This window comes from Marinobacter sp. L-46 (genome assembly GCF_056859535.1).
Genome location: NZ_JBSXOP010000087.1, coordinates 83,616 through 96,693 on the forward strand (window position 1 = coordinate 83,616; position 13,078 = coordinate 96,693).

Genomic DNA, 13,078 nt, shown 5'->3' on the forward strand with positions numbered 1-13,078 from the left:
TCTCACCCGCTTGAAATCTGTTGAGCGGAAATTATGTCTTTGCCCAAACGCGTAGTACTGGTCGGGCCCATGGGGGCCGGAAAAAGTACCATCGGCCGGATGCTAGCCAAGGAACTCGGGTACCGTTTTCTCGATTCTGACCGCATTATTGAAGAACGCTGCGGTGCCAATATTCCCTGGATCTTCGATGTGGAAGGGGAGGACGGCTTTCGCCAGCGGGAAACTGCCATGCTGGATGAGCTCACCGGTGAACAGGGCACCGTTCTGGCCACCGGCGGTGGTGCTGTAATGCGCCCGGAAAACCATCCGTTACTGAAGAAAAACTCTGTGGTGGTGTACCTGAAAACCTCCATCGAGCAACAGGTGGAGCGCACCCGCAAAGACCGTAACCGCCCGTTGCTGCAGAATGATGATCCGGAGGCCGTCCTGCGGAGGCTGTTCGACATCCGTGATCCGCTGTATACCAGGCTGGCGGATATCGTGATGTACACAGATCGGAAAAGCCCCCGGCTGGTGGTCCGGCAGCTGGTCAACCGTATCAACCCCAGAACCCCCCGGCACAAACGGCAAAGACGCAAAGAAGGTCGTGACTATGCACAAGGTACTTCGAGAACTTGACGTTGACCTCGGGGAGCGCAGCTACCCGATTATTATCGGTCAGGGTTTGCTTGGCTCCTTTGACCTGACCCCCTGGGTGGCCGGCAACCAGGTGATGATCGTTACCAACGAAACGGTCGCGCCCCTGTACCTCGAAAAAGCCCGTGCCTGCTTCCCCGGCAAAACCGTGGATGTGGTTACCCTGCCGGATGGCGAAAAATACAAAGACTGGCAAACCCTGAACCTGATCTTCGATGGCTTGCTCGAAAATCGTCACACCCGCAAAACCACCATCGCGGCCCTTGGTGGCGGTGTAGTGGGGGACATGGCCGGGTTTGCGGCGGCCTGCTATCAGCGGGGCGTGCCTTTTATCCAGATTCCCACAACCCTGTTGTCCCAGGTGGATTCCTCCGTGGGCGGAAAAACCGGCATCAACCATCCCTTGGGGAAAAACATGGTGGGTGCATTCCACCAGCCGCAGGCTGTGTTGATTGATACCGATTCCCTGGCCACCCTGCCACCCCGGGAAGTCTCTGCCGGGCTGGCGGAAGTCATCAAGTATGGTTTGATCCGGGAAGAGCCATTTCTGAGTTGGCTGGAGCAGCACATTGATGAGCTGGTCCGGCTGGAGCCGGAAGCCCTGGGTGAAGCTATCTACCGTTCTTGTCTGTGCAAGGCCGAGGTAGTGGCGCTGGATGAAAAAGAAGGCGGCCTGCGGGCGATTCTCAACCTGGGGCATACCTTTGGCCATGCCATCGAGACCTTTGCGGGTTACGGCAACTGGCTGCATGGCGAAGCAGTGGGTACCGGCATGCTGATGGCGGCTGATCTTTCGGTTCGTGAAGGCAACATCACGCCTGCGGATCGGGATCGCGCTGCGGAGCTGATCCGCCGTGCCCGGTTGCCGGATCTGGCTCCGGAAGGCATGACCGAAGACGATTTCATGAGCCTGATGGCGGTGGACAAAAAGAATGTCGACGGGAAGCTCCGCCTGGTGCTGATGAAAGCACTTGGTGATGCCTATGTAACCGACGAAGCGGCCGCCGGCAATATCCAGGCGACACTGAACGCCTTTATCCGCTGACCTGTTTTCTGCATACCCGGCTGCAGGGGCCGATTATGGTGCCCTGCGGCCTTTCTGCCCTCTTTTAGACCCCCGGTTTTGCACCATCCCGGTGCAAAATTGCAAAAAGTAGCCTCTCCCGTATAAAAAGTTGTTGCGTAGGTATAAATACGTGCGTAGACTCCGTTCCCCCTTTTTTTTGGTGTCAGTTCATTTTGTGCACTAAGGCAGTGCATAAGGGGCTGGCGGGAAGCCTTTTTACACGAGAGAACGCTTATGACAACAGGCTTGTATCATCCCGATGAATTCAGGGACAACTGCGGTTTTGGCCTGATTGCCCACATGAAGGGCGAGGTCAGCCATAAGCTGTTGCAAACTGCTATCGAATCCCTCACCTGTATGACCCACCGCGGAGGCATCGCAGCAGATGGTAAAACCGGCGATGGTTGTGGGCTCCTTTTGCAGAGCCCCAAGGCCTTCCTCAATAAAGCTGCGGAAGCGGCGTTCGGAAAAAAACCTGGCGACTTGTTTGCAGTTGGCCAGGTTTTTTTAGCTCCGGAGGAAGCCAGGGCTGCGGCCGGAAGGGCTGCGGTTGAACAAAGATTGACCGAGCAGGGCCTGGAAATCATGGGCTGGCGGGAAGTGCCGGTGGACGACAGTTGCCTGGGCCCGATGGCCAGGGATTGTATGCCCCGCATTGAGCAGGTGTTTGTGCTGCCGGCCGGAAAGTCTGAAAAGGACTTTGCCATCAGCCTGTTTGTCGGTCGTCGCCATGCCGAGCGGGATATGGCGGATGACTCCGAGTTCTACATCTGCAGCCTGTCTCACCGCACCCTGGCCTATAAAGGCCTGATGATGCCGGCCGACCTGGCTAACTTCTACAAGGATCTGGGCGACCCGGACCTGCAAACCGCGATCTGCGTGTTCCACCAGCGGTTCTCTACCAACACCATGCCGCGCTGGCCCTTGGCGCAGCCGTTCCGGTTCCTGGCCCACAATGGTGAAATCAACACCATCGACGGCAACCGTAACTGGGCCATCGCCCGTGCTGCCAAGTTCAGCTCTCCGGCCCTGCCGGACCTGCAAACCCTGCAGCCGCTGGTGAACCTGACCGGTTCTGACTCCTCCAGCATGGACAACATGCTGGAAATCCTGCTGGCCGGTGGCGTGGACCTGTTCCGTGCGGTGCGCATGATGATTCCGCCGGCCTGGCAGAACGTTGAGACCATGGACCCGGACCTGCGCGCCTTCTACGAATACAACTCCATGCACATGGAGCCCTGGGATGGCCCGGCCGGCCTGGTGATGTCCGACGGCCGCTACGCCCTGTGTATGCTCGACCGTAACGGCCTGCGCCCGGCGCGCTGGGTGGTTACCAAGGATGACTTTATTACACTGGCATCTGAAGTCGGCACCTACAGCTACACCCCGGACGACGTGGTTGCCAAGGGCCGGGTAGGGCCGGGCCAGATGCTCGCCATCGACACCGAAACCGGCGAAGTACTGCACACACCGGATATCGATGAGCGGCTGAAAAACGCCAAGCCTTACAAGCGCTGGCTGCGGGGCAACTCCCTGCGAATCGAAACCACCCTGGACCAGGCCACACCCGAGTTCCGGCTGATGGAATCGGACGATCTTCTGGTGCACCAGAAGATGTTCAACGTCTCGTTCGAAGAGCGGGACCAGGTGCTGCGGCCCCTGGGAGAGGGTGCCCAGGAAGCGGTTGGCTCCATGGGTGACGATACCCCCATGGCTGTGCTGTCCAGCAAGGTTCGCCACATGGCGGATTACTTCCGGCAGAAGTTCGCCCAGGTAACCAACCCGCCCATCGATCCGCTTCGCGAGACCATTGTGATGTCTCTGGAGACGTGTCTGGGTGCGGAAAAGAACGTGTTCCAGGAAACCCCGGACCACGCCAACCGGATCATCCTGACCACGCCGGTGCTGTCACCGGCCAAGTTCCTGAAGATCAGCAACAACGATCGCCCGGGCTTCGAGGTTGAGCACATTGCCCTGAGCTACCGCCCGGAAGAGGGACTGGAGCAGGCGGTTCGCCGTATCTGCGAGCAGGCGGCCAATGCCGCGCGCAGTGCCAAGGTACTGCTGATTCTGAGCGATAAGGGGCTGGCCGAGGGCGAGCTGCCGATCAACTCCCTGATGGCCACCGGCGCCGTTCACCACCACCTGGTGCGTAACGGCCTGCGTTGCGATTCCAACATCATCGTGGAAACCGGCTGGGCCCGGGACCCGCACCACTTTGCGGTGCTGTTCGGTTTTGGTGCCACCGCGGTGTATCCGTACCTGGCCTACCAGGTGCTGAACGACCTGATCCGCACCGGCGAAATGCTGATGGACCCGGTCCAGGCCAAGAACAATTACCGCAAGGGCATCAACAAGGGCTTGCTGAAGATCCTGTCCAAGATGGGGATCTCCACCATTACCTCCTATCGGGGTGCCCAACTGTTCGAGGCCATCGGCCTGGCCGACAGCGTTGTGGATCTGTGCTTCAAAGGTGTACCCAGCCGTATTCAGGGTGCGGACTTCTATGACTTCCAGCAGGACCAGGAACAACTGGCCGCTGTGGCCTGGAAACCCCGCAAACCCCTGTCTCCCGGTGGTTTGCTGAAGTATGTACACGGCCAGGAATACCATGCCTTCAACCCGGATGTGGTGGCGAAGCTGCAGGATGCCGTTATCAGCGGCGATTATGGTCACTACAAGGAATATGCCGGCCTGGTGAATGAGCGCCCGGTGGCTACCTTGCGGGACCTGCTGACTTTCAAGAAAGACATCAAGGGCATTGATCTCAGCGAAGTGGAACCGGTGGAACGCATTTTCCCCCGGTTCGATTCCGCTGCCATGTCCCTCGGTGCCTTGTCTCCGGAAGCCCATGAGGCGCTGGCGGTAGCCATGAACACCCTTGGTGGCCGCTCCAACTCCGGTGAGGGCGGGGAAGACCCGGCCCGCTATGGCACTAACAAGCGCTCCAAGATCAAGCAGGTGGCCTCCGGTCGTTTCGGCGTAACGGCTGAATACCTGCGCAGTGCCGATGTTATGCAAATCAAGGTAGCCCAGGGTGCCAAGCCCGGTGAGGGTGGCCAGCTGCCCGGTGGCAAGGTGAATGACCTGATCGCCCGGCTGCGTTACTCGGTGCCCGGCGTGACCCTGATTTCACCGCCGCCGCACCATGACATCTACTCCATCGAAGACCTGGCCCAGCTGATCTTCGACTTGAAGCAGGTGAACCCGCAAGCGCTGGTGTCGGTGAAGCTGGTATCCGAGCCCGGTGTCGGCACCATCGCGGCCGGCGTGGCCAAGGCCTACGCCGACCTGATCACCGTTTCCGGCTATGACGGCGGTACGGCGGCCAGCCCGCTGACCTCCATTCGCTACGCCGGTTCGCCCTGGGAGCTGGGCCTGACCGAAACCCAGCAGGCCCTGCGCGCCAACGATCTGCGGGGCAAGATTCGCCTGCAGACCGATGGCGGTATCAAGACCGGCCTGGACGTGGTGAAAGCCGCCATTCTGGGGGCTGAAAGCTTCGGTTTCGGCACCACGCCCATGGTGGCCCTGGGTTGTAAATACCTGCGTATCTGCCACCTGAACAACTGCGCCACCGGTGTGGCCACCCAGAACGATTACCTGCGGGAAGAGCACTTCAAAGGCACCGTGGAAATGGCCATGAACTTCTTCCGCTTTGTGGCGGAAGAAACCCGGGAGTGGCTGGCCAAGTTGGGCGTGCGCAGCCTGGAAGAACTCGTAGGTCGCGTAGACCTGCTGGAACGCCTGCCGGGCGACACCGAGCGCCAGAAAAAACTGGACCTCAGCCGCCTGCTGCAGAACGACCACATTCCGGCGGACAAGCCGCAGGTGTGCCAGGTTGAGCGCAACCAGCCCTTCGATGAGGGCAAGCTTGCGGAACAGATGGTGAAAGACACTGCGGCAGCCATTGCCGAGAAATCCGGCGGCGCCTGGAGCTACAAAGTCACCAACTGCGACCGTTCCATCGGTGCCCGCCTGTCCGGCGAAATCGCCGCCCGGCACGGCAACCAGGGCATGGCCGATGCCGCCATCACGCTGGATCTTACCGGCACGGCTGGCCAGAGTTTTGGTGTCTGGAACGTAGGTGGCCTGAACATGGTGCTGGAAGGCGACGCCAACGACTACGTGGGTAAGGGTATGACCGGCGGCAAGCTGGTGGTCAAGCCGCCCCGTGGCAGCGACTTCAACACCCAGGAAACCTCCATCATCGGTAACACCTGCCTGTACGGTGCCACCGGAGGCAAGCTGTTTGCCGCCGGTACCGCAGGCGAGCGTTTTGCCGTGCGTAACTCCGGTGCCCACGCGGTGGTGGAAGGCGCAGGCGACCACTGCTGTGAATACATGACCGGCGGTCTGATAACCGTACTGGGCTCCACTGGCTACAACTTTGGTGCCGGTATGACCGGCGGCTTCGCCTACGTACTGGACCTGGATAACACCTTCGTGGACAAGTACAACCACGAGCTGGTGGATATCCAGCGGATCTCCCGGGAAGACATGGAAGCCTACCGGAATCACCTGCGCGGTGTGATCCGGGAGCATATTTCAGAAACCGGAAGTGCCTGGGCCGAGCACCTTCTGGAGGATTTCGACGATTACATCGGCCGGTTCTGGCTGGTCAAGCCCAAGGCCGCGAACCTGCGCAGCCTGCTGGCCAATACCCGTGCCCGCCCGGAATAACCCCGGGGTCAAAAAGGTTGATGGGCTGATGCCGGCAGGCGCAGCCCCCGTCGAAATCGAGATGAAGAGAGCAGCAACATGAAAGAACGTCTCCATAATGACTTTCAGTTTGTGGAAGTAGGGCGGGTAGACCCCAAGAAGGTGCCCGCCAAGAAGCGCAAGAAAGAGTTCGGGGAAATCTACCACCCGTTCAGCGAAACCCATGCGGCCTCGCAGGCGCATCGGTGCCTGGAGTGCGGTAACCCGTATTGCGAGTGGAAGTGCCCGGTACACAACTACATTCCGAACTGGCTGAAGCTGGTGTCGGAAGGCAACATCATGAAAGCCGTGGAGTTGTGCCACCAGACCAACTCCCTGCCGGAAGTCTGCGGCCGGGTGTGCCCGCAGGACCGACTGTGTGAAGGTGCCTGTACCCTGAACGACGGCTACGGCGCGGTTACCATCGGTTCCGTTGAAAAGTACATCACCGACACCGCCTTCGCCCTGGGCTGGAAGCCGGATATGTCCAACGTGAAGTGGACGGATAAGAAAGTGGCGGTAATCGGCGCTGGCCCGGCCGGCCTTGGCTGTGCCGACATCCTGGTGCGCAATGGCGTGAAACCGGTGGTGTTTGATCGCTATCCGGAAATCGGTGGCCTGCTGACCTTCGGCATCCCCGAGTTCAAGCTGGAAAAATCCGTGATGGCCCGGCGCCGGCAGGTCTTCGAGGAAATGGGCATGGAATTCCGCCTCAATACCGAGGTGGGCAAGGATGTTCAGCTGAAGGCGATCATCGACGAGTTTGATGCCGTGTTCATGGGCATGGGCACCTACACCTACATGAAGGGCGGCTTCCCGGGCGAAGACCTGCCCGGTGTGTATGATGCTCTGCCGTTCCTGGTATCCAACGTGAACCGTCGCCTGGGCTTCGAGCAAAAGCCCAGTGAGTTCATCGACATGAAAGACAAGAATGTCGTGGTGCTCGGCGGTGGTGATACCGCCATGGACTGTAACCGCACCTCCATTCGCCAGCAGGCGGAAAGCGTGACCTGCGCCTACCGCCGGGACGAAGAAAACATGCCGGGTTCGCGCCGTGAAGTGGCCAACGCCAAGGAAGAAGGCGTGAAGTTCCTGTTCAACCGCCAACCCGTTGAAATCGTGGGTAACGGCAAGGTGGAAGGCGTGAAAGTGGTCACCACCGAGCTGGGCGCCCCGGATGAAAACGGACGCCGCCGTCCGGAAGTGGTGCCCGGCAGCGAGGAAATCATCCCGGCAGACGCGGTGCTGGTGGCCTTCGGCTTCCGCCCCAGCCCGGCGCCCTGGTTTGACGAGTTCGGCGTAAACACCGACGACTCCGGCCGGGTAACCGCGCCGGAGCAGTCGGAATTTCCGTTCCAGACCAGTAACCCGAAAATCTTCGCCGGTGGCGATATGGTGCGCGGTTCTGACCTGGTGGTGACCGCCATCTGGGAAGGCCGTCAGGCAGCAGAAGGCATCCTGGATTACCTGGATGTCTGATTAACGGCTTGACCGGTGTCAGAAGGGCGGCTTTCTAGTGGAAAGCCGCCCTTTTTTATTGGCGCAAACGGGGTATCATTGCTTCCCATTGTCTCTGACCATTTACCGACGAGAAGACTGGAATTATGACTGAGCTGAAGAACGATCGCTTCCTGCGCGCCCTCATGCGCCAGCCCGTAGACCGCACCCCGGTGTGGATGATGCGCCAGGCCGGCCGTTACCTGCCGGAATACCGCGCAACCCGGGCCAAGGCCGGCGACTTCCTCAGCCTGTGCAAGAACACCCCGCTGGCCTGTGAAGTGACCCTGCAGCCGCTGGAACGCTACCCGCTGGATGCCGCCATCCTGTTCTCCGATATCCTGACCATTCCCGATGCGCTGGGGCTGGGCCTGTACTTCGAAACCGGAGAAGGTCCGAAATTCCGGAAGGTGATTCGTTCTGAAGCAGACGTAGACGCGCTGCCGAAAATGGATGCCGAGTCCGACCTGGACTACGTGATGAACGCGGTCTCCACCATCCGCCGTGAACTGAACGGCCGGGTACCGCTGATCGGTTTCTCCGGCAGCCCCTGGACCCTGGCGACCTATATGATTGAAGGTGGCTCCTCGAAGACCTTCTCAGAAGCCAAGAAGCTGATGTACGGCCAGCCGGAAGTGATGCACCGCTTGCTGGACCACCTGGCGGATGCCGTTATCGATTACCTGAACGGCCAGATCAAGGCCGGCGCTCAGGCGGTGCAGATTTTCGACACCTGGGGCGGCGTGCTGAGCAGCTGGGCCTACGAAGAATTCTCCCTGCGTTACATGAGGAAAATCGTCGCCGGCCTGATCCGCGAAAGCGAAGGTCGTCGCGTGCCGGTGATTCTGTTCACCAAGAACGGCGGCCAGTGGCTGGAGTCCATCGCCGATTCCGGCTGCGATGCCGTTGGCCTGGACTGGACCACCGACATCGGCAACGCCCGCGCCCGTGTGGGTGACAAGGTTGCCCTGCAGGGCAACATGGACCCGGCCATGCTGTATGCGCCGAAAGAGCGCATCCGGCAGGAAGTGGCAGATATCCTGTCCCGCTATGGTTCCGGCTCCGGGCATATCTTCAACCTGGGGCATGGTATTACCCCGGATGTGGATCCGGAGCATGCCGGGGCGTTTATTAATGCCGTTGTCGAATTGAGTGCCGAGTATCACCGGTAAGCCAGGTTTGGTGCCTGCGTTCCGCTAACCTTCTGGTTTTGCGGGAGGCAAGGAGGCGGGCAGGCCTCCAAAAAACCGCTACGAGCACATCCATGTGCGCTTCTCTCCGGCCATCCATGGCCTACGAAATTTTTTGGAGGCCTGCCCGCCTCCTTGCTTTCGAACCCCCAGTGATAGTCCTTTACTCTTCCCTGATTAACGATTGTTGACGCCATCAGATACCTTTGGCTTGTTGTGCTTCTGTTTGTGTCGGGTCTATAGTCAAAACAGAGCCAACCGATCAGGAGTTTTGCCTTGGCACCGTCAAACAAAGAGAAACGTAAATTCAGCCGAATGGAGTTCGGGGCCCCCTGTGACTTGTTTTGTGAAGACCAGGTGTGGTCGTCTGAGGTGCTGGATATTTCTTTCGGTGGGGTGATGGTCAGGCGCCCGGAAGGTGAGGCCTTGCCGTATAACAAGCCGTTTGAGGTGGTGATTCACGTAGACGACCATGCGACTGGCATTGTTATGGCCGTTGAGCTGAGGCACACGGATGATGAGCGCCTGGGTTTTCGGTGTGATTATATTGATGTGGAAAGCACTGAAAACCTGGAACGATTGGTGGCCAGTAAGTTGGGGGACCTGGCTCTGTTAGAGCGGGATTTCGCCAAACTGATAGGTTAATGCTTTTGCGCTATGCACAATGTTGGGTGGGGCAGTATCAGAGAGCCTTTCCAAAAATTTCGTAGGCCATGGATGGCCGGAGAGAAGCGCACATGGATGTGCTTGTAGCGGTTTTTGGAAAGGCTCTCTGATACTGCCCCAGTGCTCCATTAGTTAAAGGCTGGGGCCAAAGCTCTAAAGCTCCTCTAGCGCTGAAAGGGCATCCGATAGCTTGGTTACCGGGATGACTTTCATGCCTTCCACAGGCTTGCGAGGTGCGTTGCCTTTCGGTACCAACGCCCGCGTAAAGCCGTGCTTGGCGGCTTCGTAGATGCGTTCCTGACCGCTTGGCACCGGGCGGATTTCGCCGGACAGCCCCACTTCTCCGAAGATTACCAGATCCTGCGGCAAAGCCCGGTTGCGGAAGGATGAAACCACCGCTGCAAGCAGCGCCAGGTCCGCACTCGTTTCGTTGACCTTTACGCCACCCACCACGTTTACGAACACATCCTGATCCGCCACATGCATCCCGCCATGGCGGTGCAGTACGGCGAGCAGCATCGCTAGCCGGTTCTGGTCTGTGCCCACTGCCACTCGCCTCGGGTAGCTGCCCTGGGCCATGTCCACCAGCGCCTGAATCTCCACCAGCATTGGCCGTGTGCCTTCCCACACCACCATCACCACACTGCCCGGCGCGGCTTCTTCGCCCCGGTTCAGGAAGATGGCGCTGGGGTTTTTTACTTCCTTCAGGCCCTGTTCTAGCATGGCGAATACGCCCAGCTCGTTTACCGCGCCGAAGCGGTTCTTGATGCCCCGCAGAGTGCGGTAACGGCTGTCGCTGGAGCCTTCCAGCAGGATGGAGCAGTCGATCATGTGCTCCAGCACTTTCGGGCCGGCCAGGCTGCCGTCTTTGGTGACGTGGCCGACCAGCAGCAGAATCGTGCCGGTCTGCTTGGCAAAGCGGGTGAGGAACGCCGCACTCTCGCGTACCTGGGAGACCGAGCCGGGGGCGGATTCGATTTCCGCCACGTGCATTACCTGGATACTGTCGATCACCAGGATGCGGGGTTTTTCCGCTTCGGCTACCTGCAGCAGGCGTTCCACGGAGGTTTCCGAGAGCATTTTCAGGTCTTTGGTGGGCAGGCCCAGCCGCTTGGCGCGCATGGCCACCTGTTGCAGGGATTCCTCACCGGTTACGTACAGGGCAGGGTGCTGGGCGGCGAGCTGACATACTGCCTGCAGCAGCAGGGTACTTTTACCTGCGCCCGGGTGGCCACCCATGAGTACGGCAGAGCCTTCCACAAGACCGCCGCCCAGTACCCGGTCGAATTCCTGCATGCCGGTGCTGATGCGGGCCTGTTCGGCCAGGCTGACTTCGTCCAGGCTTTTGACGGCAGACAAGCTGCCGGCGTAGCCCTCAAACCGGGCGCTGCGGGCACCCTTGCCGGGGCCTGATATGCCGCGTACTTCGCTGATGGTGTTCCATTCGTGGCAGGCCGTGCACTGGCCCTGCCACTTGGAGTAGTCTGCACCGCATTCGGTGCAGACATAGGAGGTTTTTGCTTTTGCCATCAGGCCAGCTTCTTGTACTTCATGCGCTTGGGCTGCATGGCAGAATCCCCTTTGCGCTTCTTGAAGTCGGCATCGTAGTCAGTGAAGTTACCTTCGAAGTAGACCACTTCGCCGTCGTCTTCAAACGCCAGGATGTGGGTGGCCACGCGGTCCAGGAACCAGCGGTCGTGCGAGATTACCAGGGCGGAGCCCGGGAAATTCAGCAACGCTTCTTCCAGGGCGCGCAGGGTTTCCACGTCCAGGTCGTTGGTGGGTTCGTCCAGCAGCAATACGTTGCCGCCCTGTTTCAGCAGCTTGGCCAGGTGCAGGCGGTTGCGCTCACCACCGGACAGGTCGCCCACCCGCTTCTGCTGGTCGGTGCCCTTGAAGTTGAAGCGGCCCACGTAGGCGCGGGACGGGGTCTCGTAGTTGCCTACCTTGATGATGTCCTGGCCGTCGGAAAGCTCTTCCCACACGGTCTTGCTGCCGTCCAGGTCGCGCATCTGGTCGACATAGGCCAGTTCCACGGTTTCGCCCACGGTGATGGTGCCGGAGTCCGGCTTGTCCATGCCCGCGATCATCTTGAACAGGGTGGATTTACCGGCGCCGTTACCGCCGATGATGCCGACAATGGCACCGGCCGGTACGTTGAGTGAGACGTTTTCATACAGCAGGCGGTCACCGAAGGCCTTGCTGATGCCGTCTACTTCGATCACCTTGTCGCCCAGGCGAGGTCCGGGCGGGATGTACAGTTCGTTGGTTTCGTTGCGCTTCTGGAATTCCTGGGAGCTCATTTCCTCGAAGCGGGCCATGCGGGCCTTGCTCTTGGACTGGCGGCCCTTGGCGTTGGAGCGAACCCACTCCAGTTCCTGTTTGATGGCCTTCTGGTGAGCAGCTTCCTGCTTGGATTCCATCTCCAGGCGCTTCTCTTTGTTCTCCAGCCACTGGCTGTAGTTGCCTTCGAACGGAATGCCCTGGCCACGGTCCAGTTCCAGGATCCAGCCGGCTACGTTGTCCAGGAAGTAACGGTCGTGGGTGATGGCAACCACGGTGCCGTCGTAATCGTGCAGGAAGCGCTCCAGCCAGGCCACGGATTCGGCATCCAGGTGGTTGGTGGGCTCGTCCAGCAGCAGCATGTCCGGGCCGGACAGCAGCAGGCGGCACAGGGCCACGCGGCGGCGCTCACCACCGGACAGTACTTTTACCTTCTGGTCCCAGGCCGGCAGGCGCAGGGCGTCGGCGGCCACTTCCATCTTGCGTTCGATGTCGTGGCCGTCGGTGGCCTGGATGATCGCTTCCAGCTCGCCCTGTTTCTTGGCCAGCTCGTCAAAGTCGGCATCCGGCTCGGCGTAGGCGGCGTAAACCTTGTCCAATTCAGCCAGGGCGTTGTGAACATGGGCGACAGACTCGTCCACGATTTCCTTTACGGTCTTCTCTTCGTCCAGCTCCGGCTCCTGCGGCAGGTAGCCCACATTGATGCCGGGCTGTGGCCGGGCCTCACCGATGTAGTCCTGGTCCACGCCCGCCATAATACGCAGCAGGGTGGATTTACCGGCGCCGTTCAGACCGAGCACGCCGATTTTGGCGCCAGGGAAGAAGCTCAGAGAAATGTCTTTCAGAATCTCCCGCTTGGGTGGTACCACCTTGCCCACGCGGTTCATGGTGTATACGTATTGAGCCATTTTGGCATATTCCTTTTATCAAACAGGCAGTAGCTTGAAAAATGAAAGCACGTCAGGCGACTGATCGAGGACTTCGGGGTGAGCGATCCGGGATCGTCAAAATCAGGGATGATTTTGTCGAGCGTACAGGG

General features: G+C 59.7%; 8 protein-coding genes. 6 read left to right on the forward strand and 2 right to left on the reverse strand.

Going from position 1 to position 13,078, the window contains the following annotated elements; all coding sequences use genetic code 11:
• Positions 1–33: 33 nt before the first annotated feature.
• The 6 genes from aroK (at position 34) to AC13DJ_RS15860 (ending at position 9,735) form a co-directional block, all read left to right on the forward strand.
• Positions 34–618, forward strand: coding sequence for a shikimate kinase AroK (aroK, locus tag AC13DJ_RS15835; protein ID WP_199456782.1), 585 nt, complete (start codon positions 34–36; stop codon positions 616–618).
• Positions 593–1,681: a 3-dehydroquinate synthase gene (gene aroB / locus AC13DJ_RS15840; protein ID WP_482933181.1), complete on the forward strand. Its 1,089-nt coding sequence runs from the start codon at positions 593–595 to the stop codon at positions 1,679–1,681. Before aroK ends, aroB begins: the two co-directional genes overlap by 26 nt.
• 255 nt (positions 1,682–1,936) lie before the next feature.
• Positions 1,937–6,385, forward strand: coding sequence for a glutamate synthase large subunit (gltB, locus tag AC13DJ_RS15845; protein WP_482933182.1), 4,449 nt, complete (start codon positions 1,937–1,939; stop codon positions 6,383–6,385).
• Between the two features lie 78 nt (positions 6,386–6,463).
• Positions 6,464–7,882, forward strand: coding sequence for an FAD-dependent oxidoreductase (locus tag AC13DJ_RS15850; RefSeq protein ID WP_058341530.1), 1,419 nt, complete (start codon positions 6,464–6,466; stop codon positions 7,880–7,882).
• A gap of 125 nt (positions 7,883–8,007) precedes the next feature.
• Positions 8,008–9,072 (forward strand): uroporphyrinogen decarboxylase, encoded by a 1,065-nt coding sequence (hemE, locus tag AC13DJ_RS15855; protein ID WP_482933183.1) that lies wholly within the window; start codon positions 8,008–8,010, stop codon positions 9,070–9,072.
• Between the two features lie 294 nt (positions 9,073–9,366).
• Complete coding sequence (locus tag AC13DJ_RS15860) at positions 9,367–9,735, forward strand: PilZ domain-containing protein (protein WP_482933184.1); 369 nt, start codon at positions 9,367–9,369, stop codon at positions 9,733–9,735.
• Positions 9,736–9,909: 174 nt separating this feature from the next.
• Here AC13DJ_RS15860 and radA read toward each other — a convergent pair whose 3' ends face one another.
• Positions 9,910–11,286: a DNA repair protein RadA gene (radA, locus tag AC13DJ_RS15865; RefSeq protein WP_482933185.1), complete on the reverse strand. Its 1,377-nt coding sequence runs from the start codon at positions 11,284–11,286 to the stop codon at positions 9,910–9,912.
• The gene (gene ettA / locus AC13DJ_RS15870) at positions 11,286–12,947 is read right to left on the reverse strand and encodes an energy-dependent translational throttle protein EttA (RefSeq protein WP_482933186.1); all 1,662 of its coding nucleotides are present in this window, start codon (positions 12,945–12,947) and stop codon (positions 11,286–11,288) included. Before ettA ends, radA begins: the two co-directional genes overlap by 1 nt.
• Between the last annotated feature and the right edge of the window lie 131 nt (positions 12,948–13,078).

Bases quoted from the DNA above. Each gene is read 5' to 3' on its own strand.
- AC13DJ_RS15850 (WP_058341530.1), top strand. From the start codon at position 6,464: ATGAAAGAACGTCTCCATAATGACTTTCAGTTTGTGGAAGTAGGGCGG.
- hemE (WP_482933183.1), top strand. From the start codon at position 8,008: ATGACTGAGCTGAAGAACGATCGCTTCCTGCGCGCCCTCATGCGCCAG.
- ettA (WP_482933186.1), bottom strand. From the start codon at position 12,947: ATGGCTCAATACGTATACACCATGAACCGCGTGGGCAAGGTGGTACCA.
- aroK (WP_199456782.1), top strand. From the start codon at position 34: ATGTCTTTGCCCAAACGCGTAGTACTGGTCGGGCCCATGGGGGCCGGA.
- gltB (WP_482933182.1), top strand. From the start codon at position 1,937: ATGACAACAGGCTTGTATCATCCCGATGAATTCAGGGACAACTGCGGT.
- aroB (WP_482933181.1), top strand. From the start codon at position 593: ATGCACAAGGTACTTCGAGAACTTGACGTTGACCTCGGGGAGCGCAGC.
- radA (WP_482933185.1), bottom strand. From the start codon at position 11,286: ATGGCAAAAGCAAAAACCTCCTATGTCTGCACCGAATGCGGTGCAGAC.